This is a genomic window from Pseudomonas putida (assembly GCA_029953615.1).
In the GTDB taxonomy this organism is placed as follows: Bacteria; Pseudomonadota; Gammaproteobacteria; order Pseudomonadales; family Pseudomonadaceae; genus Aquipseudomonas.
This window is the reverse complement of record CP124529.1, coordinates 3,676,676-3,697,398: the sequence shown is the minus strand read 5'-3', so window position 1 is coordinate 3,697,398 and position 20,723 is coordinate 3,676,676. Positions and strand designations below refer to the sequence as shown.

The following is a 20,723-nucleotide window of genomic DNA, read 5'->3' as shown; positions in this document are numbered from 1 at the left end:
TACTCACCTTCCAGGAGTTCGCATGAGCAACTTGTCCCAGGCGCGCAGCCGACGGAAATTGCACCCGGGGGCCACGCCCTACGTTTTTGCTTTCTACATGTCGTCGATCATGGCGCTGTTGATGTGTTTCGTGATCACGGCAGCGAATGCGGGGGTCAACCCCGAATATCTCGGTAATGTGCTGAAGGCGTACCAGTTGGCGATGCCTGTGGCGTTCGTATGTGTGTTGATGGTCAGGCCGGTTGTAGTGCGGTTGGTGGCGATTACGGTGCATGCAAAGTGAAGTAACCCGAAACCCAGGCAAGTCCCCCGCTTTGGCTCTTGATCTTGATCTTGACCTTGACCTTGATCTTGATCTTGATCTTGATCTTGATCTTGATCTTGATCTTGATCTTGATCTTGATCTTGATCTTGATCTTGATCTTGATCTTCGCGACTTCAGGAGGCCGAGCAGAGGTCTTGCGGAGGGAGGTGACGGGCATGGATGCCCGTCAAGCGCTGAGGCCCCATGGATGGGGCCTGCAGCGCGTACTCCCGGGAGCAAGACCGGCGCGAGGGAACCCCGGAGCGCAGCGTAGGGGCCGGATGATGGGAGCGCAGCGTTTTTTGGTGGGCCTGCCCCGTGACAACGGACGCCAAGAAGCGATACTTACATCGCTATCTTGGAGGTTGCCATGTACCCAACCACTCGCCGCAACTACACCGATGAGTTCAAGATTCAGGCCGTTGCGCTCGCCGAAACGCTCGGCAGGACGGAAGCTGCTCGCCAGCTGGAAATGTCTGTGAAAACGTTGGACAACTGGGTCAACGCTTCTCGCAGTGGTCTACCGCTGAGCTCTCCTGACCGTCGAGCCATTACCAAAGAAGACAGCGAGTTAGCGCGATTGCGAGCCGAGAACGCTGAGCTGAAACTGGAGCGTGAAATCCTAAAAAAGGCGGCGGTATTCTTTGCCAAAGAGTCCAGGTGAGATACGCCTTCGTCGCTGAAGAACGGGCTCAGTTCCCGGTGCGTCTGTTGTGCCGGGTAATGGGGGTTTCGGTTTCAGGATTTTACGATTATCAGCACCGCCAGGGGCGCCCGGATCCGGATGCGCAGATCCGCATCGATCTGCACAAGGCTTATGCGGCTAGCCGCAAGACCTACGGTCGACCGCGGCTGGTCGAGGCGCTACGGCAACAGGCCCACGCTGTAGGCCATAAGCGCATTGACCGGCTGATGCATGAAGAACACATACAGGGCCGATCCAAGGGCGGTTTCAGACCGTGCACCACCGACAGTCACCATGCGCTGCCAGTGGCGAGCAATTTATTGGATCGTCAGTTCTCCGTTCAAAACCCCGCCCTAGCCTGGGTCAGCGATATCACTTACATCGCTACGAAAGAGGGTTGGCTTTATCTGGCAGTCGTACTGAGCATCCAAACGCGCCAGGTGCTGGGTTATAGCCTGGCGGACAGGATGCCTGACGACTTGGTCGAGCGCGCTTTCGTGAACGCCTGGAACGCCTGTTTGGGCGTCTGCGGAGCGATTTTCCATTCCGACCAAGGGCGCCAGTACGCGAGCAGTAAATTTCGTTTCAAGGTGGCGCTTAATCACCTTTCCGCCCTTACGGCGGGTCCCTTTTTGTCGTGGCAAAAAGGAACCAAAAACCATCGGCTCCCATCATCCGGCCCCTACGCTGCGCTCCGGGGTCCCCTCGCTACGGGCCTGCTCCCGGGAGTACGCGCTGCAGGCCCCATCCATGGGGCCTCAGCGCTTGACGGGCATCCATGCCCGTCACCTCCCTCCGCAGTCCCTTCGCTCGGCCTCCTGAAGTCGCAATCGGCGGCGCCTGAACTATCGCGCGCTTAGAAGCAAAAGCCGAAGCAAGAGCAAGAGCAAGAGCAGCCAGGTTATGGCTGGGAGGCAATGGCCTTTTCGATGGCTGCCCGGAACGCTGGATCATCCGGCTTGGTCAGGCTGGAGAAGTTGCCAATCACCTTGCCCTTGCGGTCTACCACATACTTGTAGAAATTCCACTTCGGCGCACTGCTCTGGCTGGCCAGTTCTGCGAATAGCGGAATCGCATCCGCGCCCCGAACCGCCTGTGTCTTGGTCATGGTGAAAGTGACACCATAGTTGGCATAACAGACCTTGGCCGTCTTCTCGCTGTCGGCATCCTCCTGTTTGAAGTCATTGGACGGCACACCAAGCATTTCCAGGCCTTGCTCGTGATATTCCTTGTATGTCGCCTCAAGCCCCTCGAACTGGGGCGCGAAACCGCAGTAACTGGCCGTGTTGACCACCACCAGCGGCTTGCCGGCAAAGCGCTCGCACAGGTCAACCTGCCCCTTGCCACGCAGCTCCGGCAGGCTACCCTGCAACAACGCCGGGCAATCGGCAGCCCAGCTCGAGGCGCTGGCAAGCAGGGCCAGCACCGGCATCGTCAACCAATGTGCACGCATGACTCGTTTCTCCCGCAAGACAATCCTTGAACTTGCAGGGTAGCGCCTAACAAACACTCATGCCCAGTTGCATCAACGCCATCCCGCCCCTGTGCCAGCCCCACCACGCCAGCGCCAGCAGCAATAGGGCAACGACGACCAGTAGCCCCCGAGCCAGGTAGCGGTTCATGCCGCCTGGGCCTGCAGGCGGGCAACCGGGCGTTCGCGCACGGGCCAGTTGAGGGCGGCGGCCAGCAGACTCAGCAGGATGGAAACCTGCCAGATCAGGTCGTAGCTGCCGGTGCGGTCATACACTACCCCGCCCAACCAGCCGCCCAGGAAAGCGCCCAGCTGGTGGAACAGGAAGACGATACCGCCAAGCATGGACAAGTTGCGCACACCGAACACCGTAGCCACGGTGCCATTGGTCAGTGGCACCGTGGACAGCCAGAGCAGGCCCATGGCGATACCGAACAGATAAGCACTGAATTCGGTCACCGGCGCCCAGAGGAACAGCACGATCACTACCGCACGCAACAGGTACAACCCAGTCAGCAGTCGCGGCTTGGACATGCGTCCGCCCAGCCAGCCGGCGGTGAAGGTACCGACGATATTGAACAGGCCGACCAGCGCCAGCACCGTGGTGCCGGTGGTCGCGGCCAGGTGCTGGTCGACCAGGTAGGCCGGCAGGTGCACGCCAATGAACACCACCTGGAAACCACAAACGAAGAAGCCCAGCGCCAACAACCAGAAACCGGAGTGCGAGCACGCCTCACGCAGGGCCTGGCCCAAGGTCTGTTCAGCACCATGTGTGGGCAGCGGGCGGTCGCGCAGCAGGCCGACGAAGGGCACGATCAGCGCCACCATCAGACCCAGCACCAGCAATGCCGCGGACCAGCCTAGCCACTGGATCAGGCCGAGGGTGCCCGGCAACATGGCGAACTGGCCGAAAGAACCGGCAGCGCTGGCAATGCCCATGGCCATGCTGCGTTTCTCCGCCGGCACCGCACGCCCGACCACGCCGAGGATGACCGAGAAAGAGGTGCCGGACAGACCGATGCCAATCAGCAAGCCGGCGCTCAGCGACAATGACCAGGCCGAGTCGGCCATGCCCATCAGCACCAACCCGGCAGCGTAGAGAATGCCGCCAATGATCACAACCCGTGCCGCGCCCAGGCGGTCGGCCAGGGCGCCGGCGAACGGTTGCGCCAGCCCCCAGATCAGGTTCTGCAAGGCAATGGCGAAAGCGAATACCTCACGCCCCCAGCCGAAGTCGGCGCTCATCGGAGCCAGGAACAGGCCGAAGCCATGCCGCACACCCAAGGATAGCGCCAGAATCAACGCTGCCCCCATCAACACCCACCCGCTGGTTCGCCACACCGAAGTCATTGTCGTTATCTCCAGCACATCGCAAGGTTTACGGGTATATACCCGCTTATAGTCGTATCAATTCAAGCCAGTTGGTTCAGCAAACGCACCAGTTCATCCCGCTGCCCTGCCCCCAGCCGCTCCACCAGCTCGGCCTGTGCCTGTTCCCAGGCCGGGTGGGCCGCACGCAACAGCTGGGTACCGGCCTCGGTCAGCAGCACCACGCGGTTACGCTGGTCATCGCCATCGACCAAGGCCACCAGCCCTTCAGACTCCAGCACCCGCAGGTTGCGGCCCAGGGTACTGCGTTCCAGGCCCATGGCCTCTGCCAGGGTAGTGATACTGGGCCGGTCGAGCCGTTGCAGATGACGCAACAGGGAAAACTGGGCGACATTGACCCCAAAGCCGGCAAGGGCCTCGTCGTAATGCCGGCTCACCCCACGGGCGGCACGACGCAGATGGGTGCAGATACATTCACTGGTCAGCATGGATACGTGTATATACCCGCGTCAGTCATGTTGCAAGAGAAAGCGTTCAGGGGCCGCTTTGCGGCCCCCAGTTACTGAACTGACAGGCACTACCGTCTAACCCGGGTTCAAGCGCCTGCGAATCGGTTCGAACTCTGCTGTAGCCTTGCGCGCCAGCGGGTCTGGAGCGCCCTGCTCGATTGCCTGCCAATAGCGCCACGGCACCTTGGCCGAACCCAGCTCGTAGTCCATGCCGTCCCAGTTATCTTCACGGAAGCTGTAGAAGGCCCAGTGCAACCGGTGGTGATCCAGCACGCTGAGCACGTCTTCCAGATATTGCCGGCAGCCCGGCAATCTACGCATGCAGCCGAACTCGCCCACCACCAGGCGTGAGCGGGGCACTTTCATGGCCTCGGCCCAGTCCAGCGGCTGGCGCAGGTACTGCGCCACACGCTGGCCATCCCACTGCTGCGTTTGCCCCGCGAACGGTGCCGGGCCGGGATAGGCAATGGGTCGCTTGCGCGCCATGTTCGGTGCACTGGTGACCACATAGGGCTCGTACATGTGCACGCTGTAAAGCACCCACTGGTCCTCCAGAGGTGCCGGCCAGTAACCGAAGGCGTCGGCAGCGGCGAACCAGCCGGCATCGAGCATGACCGGCGTGTCCGCGTCCTCCTCGCGAATGGCCGCTATCAACTGCCGATACAGGGCAGGCAGATCACGCGTACTGCCCTGCTGCCGTGCATACCACTGCTGCATTTGCCTAGGGTCGGCATGCTCGGCCAGGCCACCTTGCTTCTCCGGGGCGGGTTCGTTGACCAGGTTGTAGGCAGCGATGGCCGGGTGGCCTTTCAGCTCACGGGCCAGATCCCGCCAGAACGCCGCAGCCTGCGACCAGTAGCGTTTATCCTGCCAGAGTCGGTCGTCGAACTGGCCCTGATTGTTTTGCGACCAGCGCATGCCGGGTAACGAAAGCGGTGCGATCACCACCTTGAGGCCGGCCTGATGGGCGCGGTCAAGGGTGGCTCGCAGTGTTGCCAGGTCGGTGGCAGGCAGGCCTTGGTAGGCATCGGCATCGCCAAGGAGGAAGTCGCGTTCTGCCGGCTGCCATTTGTCGTAGGACAGCCGCACCCAGGTCGCGCCATAACCGCTCAAGGCGTCGAAGTAGGCTTGATCAGGTGGCAGCCTGTTGAAGCTGTTGCCACCGTGGCGGGGGGTGTTCCAGAAAGCCATGAGATCGGCTGCCACGGCAGCAGGCCCCAAAGCCAACAGAAACGCAGCGAGAATGACATGACGCATGGTGCCGACACTCTTCGAAAGTTAGCAGTAGGGCAAGCATACGCCGATGAAAAAATGCCGGTTATCGTTGAGTTTTTCAGGAATTTACCGGCACGTTAGACTCAGAAATAACCTAAAGAAACATCCTGCTTGCGCGGTCATTTGTAGGAGCGGCCTTGTGTCGCGAAAGGGCTGCAAAGCAGCCCCGGCAATTTATGCACTGACGCTGAAATCGTGGGGCTGCTTTGCAGCCCTTTCGCGACACAAGGCCGCTCCTACAGGGTCCAGAGCAAGGTTCAGAGGCCCAACGCCAATCCCAGCACCACGGCCAGTTCGAGCAACTCCAGCATCGCACCAGCGGTATCGCCGGTAGTCCCGCCCAGGCGCCGGAACATCAGTTGTCGCAACCAGGCAAACACCGCCAACGACAGCACCACGGTCCATCCACCCAGGACCAGGCAGAAAAGCATACAGCCCAACAACACCCACCCGGCCGCACGCCGGGGCAGGTGCTCGGCCAGCGCCTGCCCCAAACCGCCCTGTCGCACATAAGGCGTACTCAGGAACAGCCCGAGCATCGCCGCCCGCCCGATCAGCGGTGCCAACAGCAACTGCACGCCAATGCCCTGCTCGACCAGCACCCACAAGGCGCAAAACTTCAGCAACAGCACCAGCACCAGGGTGACCACGGCAATCGGCCCGCTACGCGGGTCTTTCATGATCAGCAGGGTGCGTTCGCGGTCACCGAAACCGCCCAGCCAAGCGTCGGCGCTATCCGCCAGGCCATCCAGGTGCAAGGCGCCACTGAGCAACACCCACAACGTCAGCAGCAGGGCCGCGTGCAGCGGCGCCGGCGTGCCCTGCAGGAAATGGCTGGCCAGCCACAGCAGCAGGCCGAACAACAACCCGACCAGTGGGTACCACAGCAGCGAACGCCCCACCTCGCGCGGCGCCGGCATGCCCGGCAGACTCACCGGCAGGCTGCTGAGAAACTGCAAGGCGATCCACAACGGCAACATCTCAGCGCCCCTCCACCCACTGGCCGTCGTCACCCGGCAGCAGTCGCATCAACGCGGCGTGGCCGACTTCGACCTGCAGCAACTGCGCCCTCGGCAAGCCACGGGCACGCGCCAGCAACAGACGCATCACGCCACCATGGGTGATCAGCAGCACCCGCTTGCCAGCATGCTGACGGCTCAGGCGCTCGACAGCGGCCAGCACACGCCCGGCGAACGCCTCGACCGGTTCGCCATTGGGCGGTGTAAACGCGTATGGGTCCGCCCAGAAACGCCCCAGCGCGTCCGCCTGGTCCTCCATGATCTGCGCCGCAGTACGGCCCTCCCAGTCGCCAAAATGCAGCTCCTGCAATGCCGCTTCACGCTGTACGGGCAGCCTTAGCTGCTTACCCAGTTCCTCGGCAAAAAGCGCACAGCGCTGCAACGGCGAACTGACCAGCACCTCCCACGGGCCGGCCACGGCCACGGCGTCACGCATCTGCGCCCAGCCTTTGTCGGTCAGGGCATCATCAAGGCTGCCACGCAGGCCGCCCTGCTCCGTTTCACCATGGCGCAGCAGGTCGAGGATCATGCCGGGCGGTCCGCTACTGCTGCCTCGGCGAAGGTCGCCATCTGCCCGTGCAGCGCACAGGCCAGGCGCAACAGCGGCACGGCCAGGGCAGCCCCACTGCCCTCGCCCAGGCGCAGCCCCAGTGCCAGCAATGGCTCGGCCTGCAACGCGTCGAGCAGGGCTTTGTGCCCAGGCTCTGCGCCTTGATGGGCGAACAGCAGCCAGGCCCGGCACTGTGGGTTGAGGCGCACCGCCAGCAGCGCGGCGACGCTGCAGATGAAGCCGTCCACCAGCACCGCGATACCTGCTTGCGCGCAGCCAACGTAGGCACCGGCCAGGGCCGCGATTTCGAAACCACCGACACAGCCCAGCGCCTGCAAGGGTTCCTTGTCGCCGAGGCCATGCAGGCTCAGCGCCCGCTCGATGACCTCGGCCTTGTGCCGCACCCCTGCATGGTCCAGACCGGTACCCGGGCCACTCAACTCAGCCGGCGGGCAGCCCAGCAAGACGCTGGCCAGTGCGGCGGCGGCCGTGGTGTTACCAATCCCCATCTCGCCACCGATGAACAGCTGCGCGCCCTGTTCGGCGGCGCGCAGGGCACTCTCGCGACCGGCCTGCAGGGCAGCCTGCAGCTGGCCTTCAGTCATCGCCGGCTGGCGGGCGAAGTTGGCGGTACCGGCGCCAAGGCGCAGATGGCGAACGCCAGGCAATTCCAGGTGCGGGTCGACGGTACCCAGGTCGACCACTTCCAGGCTCGCCCCCAGCTGGCGCGCCAGCACGCTGATCGCCGCGCCACCGCCGACGAAGTTGCGCAGCATCTGCCCGGTCACCGCTTGCGGGTAGGCCGAGATGCCTTCCTCGACCACACCGTGGTCACCGGCAAAAATGCTGATTGCGGCGTGATCCAGCATTGGCCGCTCACGCCCCTGCAGGCCAGCCAGCTGAATGGCCAGGCCTTCCAGCTGGCCGAGCGAACCGGCAGGTTTGGTCAGCTGCTGCTGACGGGCGCGGGCCTGATCCATGGCGGCGTTGTCGAGGGGTTGGCAGGCGTCACGCCACCAGGCTTGGTTCATATTGCAGGTCCTTTGAGCATTAGGGGCAGGCCGGCCACGGTCAGCACCACGCGCTGACAGCGTTCGGCCACGGCCTGGTGCAGCCAGCCAGCCAGGTCGACATAGCGCCGGGTCAGTTCGCCCATGGGCACCACGCCCAGGCCGGTTTCGTTACTGACCAGGATGACCGTGCCCGGCAGCTGTTCCAGGCAGGCCAGCAGCGCATCACGCTCCTCGGCCAGGCGCTGGTCGTCTTCGAGCATCAGCAGGTTGGTCAGCCACAGGGTCAGGCAATCCACCAGCAGGCAGCGCCCTTCGGCCGCTTCAGCGCGCAATACCGCGGCCAGGGCCAGGGGTTCTTCGATCAATCCCCAGTCATCAGGGCGCCGCTGGCGGTGCAGCAGCACGCGTTCGTTCATTTCACCATCCAGCGGCTGGCTGGTGGCGATATAGGTCACCGGCAGGCCACTGTCGCTGGCCAGCTGTTCGGCCAGGCGGCTCTTGCCGGAGCGGGCGCCGCCGAGGATCAGGTTGCGCATGTCAGGCCACCCCACAGAGCTGGCGCAGGCGCGCGGTGTCCAGGTGCTTTTCCACCAGGTCGGCCAGGCGCTCTATGTCGCGCTCACGCAGGGCCTCGTAATCAATCACCTGCACATCCTCCAGGCCAGCCCAGCGCAGCAGTGCCGCGCACGACTGGCTGCCTTCGAACAGGCCGTGCAGGTAGGTGGCAAGTATCTGGCCATCGGCACTGACAGCACCATCGCAACGGCCATCGGCAAGTTGCACGGCAGGCTGTTCCAGGGCAGGCCCCGTGGTGACGCCGGCATGAATTTCGTAACCGGCAACCGACACTGCTTCAAGGTTCAGGGTGCCGGCAACGTTGCGCAGTTGCTTCTCGGCTTCGAGCACCGTGGCGTAATCGAACAGGCCAAGCCCCGGGCTGGAGCCTGCGGCCCCTTCGAGACCAAGCGGGTCACGCACTTCGCGGCCCAGCATCTGCAGCCCACCGCAGATACCGATCAGCTTGCCGCCATAACGCAGGTGCCGGTCGATGGCCTTGTCCCAACCGCGCTCTCGCAGTTGTGCCAGATCGCCGCGCACACTCTTGGAGCCCGGCAGGATGATCAGGTCGGCAGCCGGGATCGGCTGGCCCGGGCCGATGAACTGCAGGTCCACCTGCGGGTGCAGGCGCAGTGGGTCGAAGTCGGTGTGGTTGCTGATGCGCGGCAGCACCGGGACGATCACCTTGAGCACGCGTTCGGTCTTCGCCCCCTGGCGCATATCGATGCCGTCTTCGGCTTCCAGATGCAGGTCGGTGACATACGGCAGCACACCCAGCACTGGCTTGCCGGTGCGCTGCTCCAGCCAGTCCAGCCCCGGCTGGAGCAAGGCGATATCGCCGCGGAAGCGGTTGATGACAAAGCCCTTCACCCGCGCCTGTTCACTGGGCGACAGCAGCTCCAGGGTGCCTACCAAGTGGGCGAACACGCCACCTCGATTGATGTCGGCAACCAGGATCACCGGGCAGTCCACCGCTTCGGCAAAACCCATGTTGGCGATATCACCGGCACGCAGGTTGATCTCCGCCGGCGAGCCCGCGCCTTCGACCATGACCACCGGCCACCCGGCGCTCAGGCGTTGGTGCGAGGCCAGCACGGCCTGCATGGCGATGGCCTTGTAGTCGTGGTAGGCCACCGCGTTCATGCTGGTGACCGCACGGCCATGGATGATTACCTGGGCGCCGGTGTCGCTGTTGGGCTTGAGCAGCACAGGGTTCATGTCGGTGTGCGGTTGCAGCCGGCAGGCCTGGGCCTGCACCGCCTGGGCACGGCCGATTTCACCGCCGTCAGCGGTCACCGCGCTGTTCAGCGCCATGTTCTGCGGCTTGAACGGCACCACGCCGACGCCCTGGCGCAACAGCCAGCGGCACAGTGCGGTCACCAGCGTGCTCTTGCCGGCGTCGGAGGTGGTGCCTTGCACCATGAGGGTGGTCATGCCGTTTCCTTCTGATAGGCCACCAGAGCCTGGGCCAGGCGCTGTTCGTCCGCCGCACAGGTTGGCAACCCCAGGCGTACCGCCGATGGCTGCTCGAACAGCCGCACCAGGATGCCTCGGCGGGCGAGAAAGTCATGTAATAGCGCAGCGTGCTCGCTGCGCACGTACTGGAACAGATCACAACCGCCGCTGGGCGCCAGGCCGACGCTACGCAACAGCAACTCCAACCGCTGGCTGGCAGCGGCGCAGCGTTCTGCCTGCACACGCTGGGCAGCGTGGTCGGCCAGGCTGGCCTGGGCCAGCACCCGGGTCGGGCCGTTGACGGTCCAGGGGCCAAGCAACTCGGCCAGGCGCAGCAACAGGCTGCGTTCGGCGGCGACGAACCCCAGGCGCACGCCGGCCAGGCCGAAGAACTTGCCGAACGAGCGCAGCACGATCAGCCCCGGGCGCTCGGCACAATCGACCACGCCATCCGCCGGGGTGTTGTCCATGAACGCTTCGTCGACCACCAGCCAGCCACCACGGGCGGCCAGGCGGGCGTGCCAATCCAGCAGGCGTTCACGCGGCACCCGGCGGCCGGTGGGGTTGTTGGGGTTGACCAGCACCAGCACGTCGAGGCTGTCCAGCGTCGCCTCGACCTGCGTTTCGTCCAGCTCCAGCAACTGATGCCCCGCCCGTTGCCAGGCGTATGGGTGCTCGGCATAGCACGGCGTCAGCACCCCTACCCGGCCGGCTGCGCGCAACAGCGGCAACGCCTGGATCGCAGCCTGGGAACCGGCCACCGGCAGCAATTGGCGAGCGCCGTAATACGTGCGCGCGGCGTCCTCCAGGCCATCCTCCGTCTCCGGCAGGCGCGCCCAAGCCTCCATGGGAATCGGTGGAATCGGGAAAGGCCATGGCGCAATGCCGCTGGACAGATCGAGCCATTGCTCGCGGGCGATGCCGTATTGCCGTACCGCCCGCAGCAGGCGGCCTCCGTGTTCAAGCATTGATGTAGGTCCCCAGGCAGATCACCAGCAGCCACAGCCATACGCCGCGCTGCACCAGGCCCCAGCCGCGCTCGATGGCATCGGCGTCGGCCATTGGCCCGTCACCCAGGCGCGGCCGCTCATGCAACTCGCCGTGGTATACCGCCGGCCCCCCGAGCTCCACCCCTAACGCACCAGCACCGGCGGCCATCACCGGCCCGGCATTGGGGCTGTCCCACAGCGGGCCCTGCTTGCGCCAGCAGGCCAGGGCCAGGCGGGTCTTGCCCAGTAACGCGTAAGTCAATGCCACCAGCCTGGCGGGAATATAGTTGAGCACATCGTCGACGCGCGCCGCGCACCAGCCAAAGCGTTCGAAACGTTCGTTGCGGTAGCCCCACATGGCGTCCAGGGTGTTGCTCAGGCGGTACAGCACCACGCCTGGCGCGCCGGCCACCACGAACCAGAACAGCGCGGCGAATACCGCATCGCTGCCATTCTCCAGCACCGATTCGGTGGCCGCCCGGGCCACGGCCGGTTCGTCCAGCTCGCGGGTTTCGCGGCTGACCAGGTAGCCCACACGGCGCCGTGCTTCTTGCAGGTCGCCCTGGCGCAAGGCACTGGCCACCGGCAACACGTGTTCGCCCAGACTGCGCAGCCCGACGGCACAATACAGTGCCAGCACGTCGACCAGCCAGCCGATGTACGGCAGCCAGGACAGGATCAGCGCCACCAGGGTAAGCGGCACCACGGCCAGGAACCACGCGCTCACGCCCGTGACTGCGCCAGCCGCGCCCGCCGGCGTTCAGGCGGCGCTCGAGGTTACTGGCCATGTTGCCGAAGGCCACCAGCGGGTGGCGCCGCTGCGGTTCACCCAGCAAGGCATCCAGGGCCACGCCGGCCACGGTCAGCAAAGCCACGCTCATTGGCGCTCTCCCCATTGGTTCTCAAAGAGCATTTCGCTCAAGGGCCGTTCCTCGGCCCAGTTTTCCAGCACCAGCATCGGGGCCGGGTAGAACTCCGTCACCGGCCCCAGGCACAACACCGCGACCGGCTTGGCCCCGGTCGGCATGCCCAGCAGGGCCGCCAGCGCCTGCGGGTCGAACAGCGACACCCAGCCCATGCCCAGGCCTTCGCCACGGGCCGCCAGCCACAGGTTCTGGATGGCGCAGGCCAGCGAGGCCAGGTCCATTTCCGGCAGTGTGCGGCGGCCGAAGATATGCGGCTCGCGGTTGTCCATCAGCGCGGCCACCAGCAGTTCGGCGCAGTCGTTGATGCCTTCCACCTTCAGTTTCATGAAGGCGTCGGAGCGTTCGCCCAAGGCTTCGGCGGTGCGCACCCGCTCTGCTTCCACCAAGGCCTGGATGCGCGTGCGCAGGTCGCGTTGGGTGATACGGATAAAACGCCAGGGCTGCATCAGCCCGACGCTCGGTGCCTGGTGTGCGGCGGCCAGCAGGCGGCCCAGCACTTCCGGGGCCACTTCGCCACCGGCGAAATGGCGCATGTCACGGCGCTCGCCGATGGCCCGGTAGATCGCGGCGCGCTCGGCGTCGCTGTAGGCGTGTTCACTCATGGTCGCAAGAGCGCCGCCGCCGCATCCGGGTTGGAGGGGAAGTAAAAGTGCACATAGGAAGCCGTCAGCCGACCCAGGCGGTACACCGCTTCGTTGCCACGCCCGCCGTTGGGGCTCAGGCCTCGGGCGATCGGCTCCAGTGCAGTACTGGTCAGCGAATGGTGATAGGTGTGCCCGCGCAGGGTGCCTTCCGGCAGTTCCACCGCCTGCAGCGCCAAGGCTGCCAGACGCTTCTGCATGGTTGCTTCGCCGGGCAGCAGGCCGAGCAGTTCGGCACGCTCGCCGGCCACATCGGTCAGGGCATCGAGCAGGTACAGCATACCTCCGCACTCTGCCAGCAACGGTTTGCCCTGGGCGTGATGGGCACGTATCGCCTCGGTCATGGGCGCGTTGGCGGCCAGGGCGTGGTGGTGCAGCTCGGGATAACCGCCCGGCAGGTACAGGCTGTCCACGGCAGGCAATTCGTGGTCATGCAGCGGCGAGAAAAACTCAAGCTGCGCGCCCAGGTTGCGCAGCAGGTCGAGGTTGGCGCCATAGGTGAAGGCAAAGGCCTCGTCCCGCGCCACGCCGATGCGCACACCGGTCAACGAGGCAGCACTGGCTTGCGGTTCGGGTTCGGCAAAGTTCACTGGCGGCGGCAAAGCAGCATCGCAACTGGCGCCAAGCGCCTCGGCAGCGGCATCCAGGCGCGCGTCCAGGTCGTTCAGTTCGCTGGCCTGGACCAGCCCCAGGTGGCGGCTAGGCAGCTCGATACCACGCTCGCGGGACAAACCGCCATACCAGCGCAGACCTTCGGTCAGGCTGCCTTCCAGCAATTGCGCGTGGCGCAGGCTGCCTACCCGGTTGGCCAGCACACCGGCAAACGGCAGGTCCGCCTGGTAGCGTGCCAGGCCCAAGGCCAGCGCGCCGAAGGTCTGGGCCATGGCCGTGCCGTCGATCACCGCCAGTACCGGCACGCCGAAGTGGCGCGCCAGATCGGCGCTGGACGGCGTGCCATCGAACAGCCCCATCACCCCTTCGATCAGTATCAGGTCGGCCTCGCCGGCTGCTTCCCACAGCAGGCGGCGGCTTTCCCCGGCGCCGATCATCCACAGGTCGAGCTGGTACACCGGCGCGCCGCTGGCCCGCTCGAGGATCATCGGGTCGAGAAAGTCGGGCCCGCACTTGAACACCCGTACCTTGCGCCCGAGGTTGCGGTGCAGCCGGGCCAGAGCGGCGGTTACGGTGGTCTTGCCCTGGCCAGAGGCGGGTGCCGCGATCAGTACGGCAGGGCAATGACGGGGCTGGCTCACAGTTCCACGCCCTTCTGTGCACGGATGCCGGCCTGGAAGGCGTGCTTGAGCATGCCCATCTCGGTCACGGTGTCGGCCAGCTCGATCATCTCGGGTTTCGCGGCACGGCCAGTGACGATCACATGCTGCATCGGCGGCCGGGCCTGGATATCGGACAGCACCTGATCAAGGTCAAGGTAGCCGTGCTTGAGGGCGATGTTCAGTTCATCGAGCACCACGAAATGCACGCTCGGGTCTTGCAGCAACTGGCGCGACACGACCCAGGCCGCTTCGGCGGCGGCGATATCGCGCTGGCGGTCCTGGGTTTCCCAGGTAAAGCCCTCGCCCATCACGTGGTAGCGCACCTGCTCGGGGAAGCGGCGGAAGAACAGCTCTTCGCCGGTGCTGTTGCGGCCCTTGATGAACTGCACCACACCGCACTGCATGCCATGGCCCAGTGCGCGCGCGAGCATGCCGAAGGCCGAGCTGCTCTTGCCCTTGCCATTGCCTGTCAGCACCAGCAGCAAGCCGCACTCGTTGGGGGAATTGGCGATGCGTTCGTCGATGATCGCCTTTTTGCGCTGCATGCGCGCCAGGTGGCGTTCGTCGCGTTCGGTGGGTTCGCTCATCAGGGTTCTCCGCTGGCTGGCGCCACGGCAAGGCGCGGCGACAGGTAATAGGCGGGCAAACGGAGAACGCGCAGGGGCCGTGGCCGGACGCCACAGTGCACCGCGCATCACCCTCCGTGATGCCGTTGGCAGTATCAGGCCGGTCTCCGGGCTTGTGAGCGGGCCTTGGCCCAGGCCTGCGCGCCTTCCCGGGCATACACCCAGTGGCCCTGCGCGGCCGCGACTCACCTACCGTTGCGGGGGCAGCGCCGGAATCGCGCCATGCTGGCGCCCACCGGCTTCCCAGTTTCACCCTGCCCAGACGGGGCTGGCAGGGCACCTGAAACACGCGCGAAGGTTAGAGGGTTGCACCGGGAGCGTCAATCAAAGCGGGGCGCTTTGCAGTCGAACAGGCATTGCCCGGGTAATGGCCAATTCACCGGGTTGTGTCACACTGGATCCAGTGATATCACATAGCCATCACTTTCAGCTGAACGCGATCACAACGACAACAGGAGAGCGCAGCATGCGAGGCCAGATCATCAACAACCCGCGCCTTGAGTTTCTCGCCCCGGTGCTGGAGCGCTGGGGTGACTGCATCGACCGGTTCAACCAGTTTGCCGGCGATGCCGAAGCACCGTACTGGCATGGGGCAGCCGCCAATACCGGGTTGCTTGCCGCGGCGGCCTGGCAGGCGGAGCTGGCGGCACTGCAGCAGTTTGCCGGCAAGAAGCAGCGCGATGAAGGTGAATACGAAGGGCGCTGCGACCTGTCGATCAATAGTGCCGATGAAGCGCTGTACCTCAGTGTCAGTCAGCGCTGGCCGAAAATCGCCCGACTGGACATGGCCGACGCCCTGCAGCAGACCGCTGCCCTCGCCCGCCAGGTAGCCTACCCCAGCCAGTTGAAGGCCGGAGCGCTGTTCATCAGCCCGTGGAAGGCCGGCCAGCACGCCAGCCCCGAGGAACTGCAGGACCTGGTAGAGGACTTGCAGAAACATACCGCCTGCGCCATCGCCTGGTACTTCCCCTATGCCTATCGCAAGTTGCACAACGAGCTGGGGCAATATTTCCCGGGGGTGGCGTTGCTGCTCAAGCAGGCTTGAATCAACTCCGGCGCAGGCCGGAACTGGAACCCGTTTCGCAAGCGCGACGTGCCTCTGTGGGAGCGGGCGTGCCCGCGAAGAATTCAACGCGGTGGCTGGCACCGGCTGCGCCGGTGTTCGCGGGCGCGCCCGCTCCCACAGAGCCCCTGCCAAACCTTTCAGTTATATGCGGCTCCATGGGAGCGCGGCCGATGCCGCGATTGGTCTGCGCGCCTTTCAGGCCTTAACGCATCATGCCGAGTTCGGCATCATCCAGCAGCGCTTTGCCCAAGGCGCAAAGGTAGTGCGCGGCCCAGATCAGCTTTGGCTTGTCTTCCATCAGGCCGTCGATGGTCAGGTCCCGTGCATAGCCAATCAATTCCGAGGCTTGTTCGCGGGCGTTCTGGCATGAGATGCCGGGTTCGATGCGGAACAGGGGGTGGGTCTGGTTTTCACCTTGAAAGAATATGGTTTTGCCGACTGTGCATTTCGTGTCTTCGGTGGTCAGTTAAGGCTCCTGTCGTAGTGAAGCGACCACCAACAGCGGCTAAACAGTATGGTGGCAGCTGTACGTGGGTTAGCCGACCGGGACGTCAGGCACCCGGCGCACCCGCAGGTGCCCCACGCACAGCCGCCATAAGGCGCCAATGCCGATTACTCGGTATTGCACGGCTGCGGTGTCTGACGATTTCGGGCGGCTAACCCGGTCATTGAAGGTCAACGACATGCCGAGACTAGAGACCGCATTCGGCGCGCGCAACAGTGAATAGGCGTTGGGAGTATCTTTGGGAAACGGCCTACAAGAAAGGTATTAAATCTGATTCTTGGGCTCGCCTCCACGCCACCTTTGCAACAGCAGCGGCGCATATCACTGGCACATTGAGTCACCACCAGACCTGCTTGCTCTTGCTCTTGATCTTGCTCTTGATCTTGCTCTTGATCTTGATCTTGATCTTGATCTTGATCTTGATCTTGATCTTGATCTTGATCTTGATCTTGATCTTGATCTTGATCTTGATCTTGATCTTGATCTTGATCTTCGCGACTTCAGGAGGCCGAGCAGAGGTCTTGCGGAGGGAGGTGACGGGCATGGATGCCCGTCAAGCGCTGAGGCCCCATGGATGGGGCCTGCAGCGCGTACTCCCGGGAGCAAGACCGGCGCGAGGGAACCCCGGAGCGTAGCGTAGGGGCCGGATGATGGGAGCGCAGCGTTTTTTGGTGGGCCTGCCCCGTGACAACGGACGCCAAGAAGCGATACTTACATCGCTATCTTGGAGGTTGCCATGTACCCAACCACTCGCCGCAACTACACCGATGAGTTCAAGATTCAGGCCGTTGCGCTCGCCGAAACGCTCGGCAGGACGGAAGCTGCTCGCCAGCTGGAAATGTCTGTGAAAACGTTGGACAACTGGGTCAACGCTTCTCGCAGTGGTCTACCGCTGAGCTCTCCTGACCGTCGAGCCATTACCAAAGAAGACAGCGAGTTAGCGCGATTGCGAGCCGAGAACGCTGAGCTGAAACTGGAGCGTGAAATCCTAAAAAAGGCGGCGGTATTCTTTGCCAAAGAGTCCAGGTGAGATACGCCTTCGTCGCTGAAGAACGGGCTCAGTTCCCGGTGCGTCTGTTGTGCCGGGTAATGGGGGTTTCGGTTTCAGGATTTTACGATTATCAGCACCGCCAGGGGCGCCCGATCCGGATGCGCAGATCCGCATCGATCTGCACAAGGCTTATGCGGCTAGCCGCAAGACCTACGGTCGACCGCGGCTGGTCGAGGCGCTACGGCAACAGGCCCACGCTGTAGGCCATAAGCGCATTGACCGGCTGATGCATGAAGAACACATACAGGGCCGATCCAAGGGCGGTTTCAGACCGTGCACCACCGACAGTCACCATGCGCTGCCAGTGGCGAGCAATTTATTGGATCGTCAGTTCTCCGTTCAAAACCCCGCCCTAGCCTGGGTCAGCGATATCACTTACATCGCTACGAAAGAGGGTTGGCTTTATCTGGCAGTCGTACTGAGCATCCAAACGCGCCAGGTGCTGGGTTATAGCCTGGCGGACAGGATGCCTGACGACTTGGTCGAGCGCGCTTTCGTGAACGCCTGGAACGCCTGTTTGGGCGTCTGCGGAGCGATTTTCCATTCCGACCAAGGGCGCCAGTACGCGAGCAGTAAATTTCGTTTCGCTTTAGCCAAGAAGGGCTTCGTGCAGAGCATGAGCCGGAGAGGAAACTGATTGGGATAACGCCGTAGCTGAAAGCTTCTTCGCTACATTGAAGAGAGAGGAAGCCTGCACGGTCTACCCCACCAAGAAACACGCCCACCTGGCAATTGCTAGCTATATCCATGGGTTTTACAACAGCAGTCGGCTGCATTCGGCACTGGGCTATCGTTCACCGAACGAATATGCAAAAGGCTTGAGGCAGTTGGCTCATTAGCCAGCTTCTTGGCGTCCGCTGCCATGGGACAAGCCCATGGTTACTTTTTGCCGCGTTTGGCAAAAAGTGACTCGCCGTAAGGGCGAAAAGGTGAGTATGCGTCGCCATCGTAAATGGACTATGCGCGATATCAAGACCAGTACTTTTCCGCTCTTCGCTCTTCGCTCTTCGCTCTTCGCTCTTCGCTCTTCGCTCTTCGCTTTCAAGCGTGGGCATCAACAACAAGGTCAACATTCATTTTCGAAGGTGGCGCTTAATCACCTTTCCGCCCTTACGGCGGGTCCCTTTTTGTCGTGGCAAAAAGGAACCAAAAACCGTCGGCTCCCATCATCCGGCCCCTGCGCTTCGCTCCGGGGTCCCCTCGCTACGGGCCTGCTCCCGGGAGTACGCGCTGCAGGCCCCATCCATGGGGCCTCAGCGCTTGACGGGCATCCATGCCCGTCACCTCCCTCCGCAGTCCCTTCGCTCGGCCTCCTGAAGTCGCAATCGGCAGCGCCTGAACTACCGCGCGCTTAAAAGCAAAAGCAAAAACAAAAGCAACGGCAACGGCAACGGCAACGGCAACGGCAACGGCAACGGCAACGGCAACGGCAACGGCAACGGCAACGGCAACGGCAGTTAGATGGTTCCTGGGAACCCGGCGAACGTCGCCGACCTCTCAGTTCCATAGACCTTCTTAGGAGGACGCCGCCCATGAAACACCTGACGCCTTGGTTATTGGCCGCCAGCCTGACTGCCTGCGGCGAAACCGCCCTGCTGAATGTACTCGACGGCAGTGGCCCAACGCCCCAGCTGCCCGCTCCGGTCAAGACCACCCTCCCCACCGTGAATATCGCTCCGGCAGTGGGCTGGCCCAAGGACGTCAAGCCCGAAGCAGCACCTGGCACCCAGGTGAAAGCGTTCGCCAGCGGACTGGACCACCCTCGCTGGCTGTACCTGTTGCCCAACGGCGACGTTCTGGTAGCCGAAACCAACGCCCCGCCAAAGCCAGAAGATGGCAAGGGCCTGCGCGGCTGGGTGATGAAGAAGGTGATGAAGCGGGCAGGTGCAGGCGTGCCCAGCGCCAACCGTATCACCCTGCTGCGTGACGCCGACCACGACGGCGTGGCAGAAATCCGCACAACCTTCATCGAGGAGCTCAACTCGCCGTTCGGCATGGTCCTGGTCGGTAAGGACCTCTACGTAGCCAACACCGACAGGCTGCTGCGCTTTCACTATGAGCCCGGTGCCATGCAAATTCGCAATGAAGGCCAACCGGTGGTCGAGTTACCAGGCGGGCCGCTCAATCACCACTGGACCAAGAACGTGATCGCCAGCCCTGACGGTAAAAAGCTTTTCGTGACAGTCGGCTCCAACAGCAACGTCGGCGAAAACGGCCTGGACAAGGAACAGGGGCGCGCCGCGATCTGGGAAGTGGACCCAGCCAACGGCCAGCACCGCCTGTTCGCCACCGGCCTGCGCAACCCTAACGGCCTGGCCTGGGAGCCACACAGCGGTGCGTTGTGGACGGCAGTCAACGAGCGTGACGAGATTGGCAGCGATCTGGTACCGGACTACATCACTTCCGTTAAGGACGGCGGTTTCTATGGCTGGCCATACAGCTACTATGGCAAGCACGTGGACGAGCGCGTGCAACCGCCAGCGCCTGAAAAAGTGAACCAGGCGCTGGTGCCCGACTATGCCGTAGGCCCACACACGGCATCGCTGGGGCTGGCATTCGCCGAACCCAATGGGTTACCACCGCCCTTCGACCAAGGGGCATTCGTGGGCCAGCACGGGTCGTGGAACCGCAAGCCGCACAGTGGCTACAAGGTCATTTTCGTGCCGTTCGACCCGTCAGGAAAACCCTCGGGCAAGCCGGTGGACCTGCTTACCGGGTTTCTTGATGAGCATGGCAAGGCCCAAGGGCGCCCGGTCGGCGTAATCACCGACGGGCGTGGCGGCGTGCTGGTAGCCGATGATGTCGGCAATGTGGTCTGGCGGGTAAGCAAAGCCCCGCCTGTCCTCAGGGGTTCTGCGCCAGATGCCCTTGCGGAATGACGCGCTTGGCCTGCAGGTAAGCCTTGGCCCAGTAGCTGTTTGACAAGTAGTCCAGGCGCACCGTACCACCGCTCGATGGGGCATGCACGAAGCGCCCTTCCCCTACATAAATGCCAGCGTGGCTGACCTGCGAGCCGCCACTGGTGGCAAAGAACACCAGGTCACCGGACTGCAGCGACTTGGCATCCACGGTCGGCGCGCGCATGACGATCATCTCACGCGTGGAACGCGGCAGGCTTATGCCGGCAGCATCACGGTAGACGTACTTGATCAGGCCACTGCAATCGAAACCGGAGTCCGGGGTGTTGCCGCCCCAGCGATAAGGCGTGCCCACCAGGCCGATAGCGCGCATCAGTACGTCATCGGCAATGGGCGAAGGGCTGGGCTGGCTATAGGTAACCTGCGGCTGTACCACAGGGGCCGGCGCAGGCGCACGGCTGGAGCAGGCAGCCAGCAAGGCTGCCAGGGAGAGAAATGCGAAGCGCGCCATCTTTACCATGGCCAGAACATCCTGTCTGAGACCGCTGGGCCGCAGCCGAAAAGAGTTGAGAATTTAGATTAGACGCTTTCTATAAATGCGCACGGCGGCGAGCTTTTT

24 protein-coding genes, 1 pseudogene and 1 riboswitch are annotated in these 20,723 nt (G+C 63.5%); of the genes and pseudogenes, 7 read left to right on the top strand and 18 right to left on the bottom strand.

Going from position 1 to position 20,723, the window contains the following annotated elements; all coding sequences use genetic code 11:
• Window positions 1–22 precede the first annotated feature (22 nt).
• On the top strand, window positions 23–283 hold the full coding sequence (locus QIY50_17010) for a DUF2798 domain-containing protein (protein ID WGV19110.1): 261 nt from the start codon (window positions 23–25) through the stop codon (window positions 281–283).
• On the opposite strand, the gene QIY50_17005 is transcribed toward QIY50_17010, so the two are convergent.
• Window positions 264–482, bottom strand: a complete 219-nt coding sequence (locus QIY50_17005; GenBank protein WGV19109.1) for a hypothetical protein — start codon at window positions 480–482, stop codon at window positions 264–266. The genes QIY50_17010 and QIY50_17005 overlap by 20 nt on opposite strands.
• 192 nt (window positions 483–674) lie before the next feature.
• On the opposite strand from QIY50_17005, the gene QIY50_17000 reads away from it, so the two are divergent.
• Window positions 675–968, top strand: a complete 294-nt coding sequence (locus tag QIY50_17000; protein ID WGV19108.1) for a transposase — start codon at window positions 675–677, stop codon at window positions 966–968.
• Window positions 965–1,849 carry an IS3 family transposase gene (locus QIY50_16995; GenBank protein ID WGV19107.1) on the top strand — a complete coding sequence of 295 codons (885 nt, stop codon included), beginning with the start codon at window positions 965–967 and terminating at the stop codon, window positions 1,847–1,849. Before QIY50_17000 ends, QIY50_16995 begins: the two co-directional genes overlap by 4 nt.
• Window positions 1,850–1,890: 41 nt before the next feature.
• Here the strand turns inward: QIY50_16995 and QIY50_16990 are convergent, their stop codons facing one another.
• The 14 genes and pseudogenes from QIY50_16990 to cobO all read right to left on the bottom strand — a co-directional run bounded on the left by QIY50_16990 (window position 1,891) and on the right by cobO (window position 14,585).
• Entirely contained in the window at window positions 1,891–2,442 is a 552-nt protein-coding gene (locus QIY50_16990; GenBank protein ID WGV19106.1) for a glutathione peroxidase, read from the bottom strand.
• A 165-nt stretch (window positions 2,443–2,607) separates the two neighbouring features.
• Window positions 2,608–3,801, bottom strand: a complete 1,194-nt coding sequence (locus QIY50_16985; GenBank protein ID WGV23078.1) for an MFS transporter — start codon at window positions 3,799–3,801, stop codon at window positions 2,608–2,610.
• A gap of 71 nt (window positions 3,802–3,872) precedes the next feature.
• The gene (locus QIY50_16980; protein ID WGV19105.1) at window positions 3,873–4,277 is read right to left on the bottom strand and encodes a MarR family winged helix-turn-helix transcriptional regulator; all 405 of its coding nucleotides are present in this window, start codon (window positions 4,275–4,277) and stop codon (window positions 3,873–3,875) included.
• 96 nt (window positions 4,278–4,373) lie between these two features.
• On the bottom strand, window positions 4,374–5,489 hold the full coding sequence (locus QIY50_16975; GenBank protein ID WGV23077.1) for a cellulase family glycosylhydrolase: 1,116 nt from the start codon (window positions 5,487–5,489) through the stop codon (window positions 4,374–4,376).
• A 341-nt stretch (window positions 5,490–5,830) separates the two neighbouring features.
• Window positions 5,831–6,553, bottom strand: coding sequence for an adenosylcobinamide-GDP ribazoletransferase (locus QIY50_16970; protein WGV19104.1), 723 nt, complete (start codon window positions 6,551–6,553; stop codon window positions 5,831–5,833).
• Window position 6,554: 1 nt separating this feature from the next.
• Window positions 6,555–7,121, bottom strand: coding sequence for an alpha-ribazole phosphatase family protein (cobC, locus tag QIY50_16965; GenBank protein WGV19103.1), 567 nt, complete (start codon window positions 7,119–7,121; stop codon window positions 6,555–6,557).
• Window positions 7,118–8,173 (bottom strand): nicotinate-nucleotide--dimethylbenzimidazole phosphoribosyltransferase, encoded by a 1,056-nt coding sequence (cobT, locus tag QIY50_16960; GenBank protein ID WGV19102.1) that lies wholly within the window; start codon window positions 8,171–8,173, stop codon window positions 7,118–7,120. Before cobT ends, cobC begins: the two co-directional genes overlap by 4 nt.
• Entirely contained in the window at window positions 8,170–8,691 is a 522-nt protein-coding gene (gene cobU, locus QIY50_16955; GenBank protein ID WGV19101.1) for a bifunctional adenosylcobinamide kinase/adenosylcobinamide-phosphate guanylyltransferase, read from the bottom strand. The genes cobT and cobU overlap by 4 nt, the downstream gene beginning before the upstream one ends.
• A gap of 1 nt (window position 8,692) precedes the next feature.
• The gene (locus QIY50_16950) at window positions 8,693–10,147 is read right to left on the bottom strand and encodes a cobyric acid synthase (protein WGV19100.1); all 1,455 of its coding nucleotides are present in this window, start codon (window positions 10,145–10,147) and stop codon (window positions 8,693–8,695) included.
• The gene (cobD, locus tag QIY50_16945; protein WGV19099.1) at window positions 10,144–11,136 is read right to left on the bottom strand and encodes a threonine-phosphate decarboxylase CobD; all 993 of its coding nucleotides are present in this window, start codon (window positions 11,134–11,136) and stop codon (window positions 10,144–10,146) included. Before cobD ends, QIY50_16950 begins: the two co-directional genes overlap by 4 nt.
• Window positions 11,129–12,038: pseudogene (cbiB, locus tag QIY50_16940) on the bottom strand (adenosylcobinamide-phosphate synthase CbiB). The gene cobD and the pseudogene cbiB overlap by 8 nt, the downstream one beginning before the upstream one ends.
• Window positions 12,035–12,685: a 5,6-dimethylbenzimidazole synthase gene (gene bluB / locus QIY50_16935; GenBank protein ID WGV19098.1), complete on the bottom strand. Its 651-nt coding sequence runs from the start codon at window positions 12,683–12,685 to the stop codon at window positions 12,035–12,037. The pseudogene cbiB and the gene bluB overlap by 4 nt, the downstream one beginning before the upstream one ends.
• Complete coding sequence (locus tag QIY50_16930; protein ID WGV19097.1) at window positions 12,682–13,977, bottom strand: cobyrinate a,c-diamide synthase; 1,296 nt, start codon at window positions 13,975–13,977, stop codon at window positions 12,682–12,684. Before QIY50_16930 ends, bluB begins: the two co-directional genes overlap by 4 nt.
• Window positions 13,974–14,585, bottom strand: coding sequence for a cob(I)yrinic acid a,c-diamide adenosyltransferase (cobO, locus tag QIY50_16925; protein ID WGV19096.1), 612 nt, complete (start codon window positions 14,583–14,585; stop codon window positions 13,974–13,976). Before cobO ends, QIY50_16930 begins: the two co-directional genes overlap by 4 nt.
• A 119-nt stretch (window positions 14,586–14,704) precedes the next feature.
• Window positions 14,705–14,923: riboswitch (cobalamin riboswitch) on the bottom strand.
• 167 nt (window positions 14,924–15,090) lie between these two features.
• Here cobO and QIY50_16920 point away from each other — a divergent pair.
• The gene (locus tag QIY50_16920; GenBank protein WGV19095.1) at window positions 15,091–15,669 is read left to right on the top strand and encodes a hypothetical protein; all 579 of its coding nucleotides are present in this window, start codon (window positions 15,091–15,093) and stop codon (window positions 15,667–15,669) included.
• Between the two features lie 223 nt (window positions 15,670–15,892).
• Here QIY50_16920 and QIY50_16915 read toward each other — a convergent pair whose 3' ends face one another.
• A complete protein-coding gene (locus tag QIY50_16915) occupies window positions 15,893–16,156 on the bottom strand; it encodes a DUF3077 domain-containing protein (GenBank protein WGV23076.1) in 264 nt (87 codons plus the stop codon).
• Between the two features lie 376 nt (window positions 16,157–16,532).
• Window positions 16,533–16,739 (bottom strand): hypothetical protein, encoded by a 207-nt coding sequence (locus QIY50_16910; GenBank protein WGV19094.1) that lies wholly within the window; start codon window positions 16,737–16,739, stop codon window positions 16,533–16,535.
• A 192-nt stretch (window positions 16,740–16,931) separates the two neighbouring features.
• Here QIY50_16910 and QIY50_16905 point away from each other — a divergent pair, with 192 nt between their 5' ends.
• From QIY50_16905 to QIY50_16895, 3 genes are all read left to right on the top strand, one after another.
• Window positions 16,932–17,225 (top strand): transposase, encoded by a 294-nt coding sequence (locus tag QIY50_16905; protein WGV19093.1) that lies wholly within the window; start codon window positions 16,932–16,934, stop codon window positions 17,223–17,225.
• A gap of 49 nt (window positions 17,226–17,274) precedes the next feature.
• Window positions 17,275–17,883: an IS3 family transposase gene (locus tag QIY50_16900; GenBank protein ID WGV19092.1), complete on the top strand. Its 609-nt coding sequence runs from the start codon at window positions 17,275–17,277 to the stop codon at window positions 17,881–17,883.
• A gap of 895 nt (window positions 17,884–18,778) precedes the next feature.
• Window positions 18,779–20,125, top strand: coding sequence for a sorbosone dehydrogenase family protein (locus QIY50_16895; GenBank protein WGV19091.1), 1,347 nt, complete (start codon window positions 18,779–18,781; stop codon window positions 20,123–20,125).
• Here QIY50_16895 and QIY50_16890 read toward each other — a convergent pair.
• The gene (locus tag QIY50_16890) at window positions 20,091–20,624 is read right to left on the bottom strand and encodes a C40 family peptidase (GenBank protein ID WGV19090.1); all 534 of its coding nucleotides are present in this window, start codon (window positions 20,622–20,624) and stop codon (window positions 20,091–20,093) included. The genes QIY50_16895 and QIY50_16890 overlap by 35 nt on opposite strands.
• Between the last annotated feature and the right edge of the window lie 99 nt (window positions 20,625–20,723).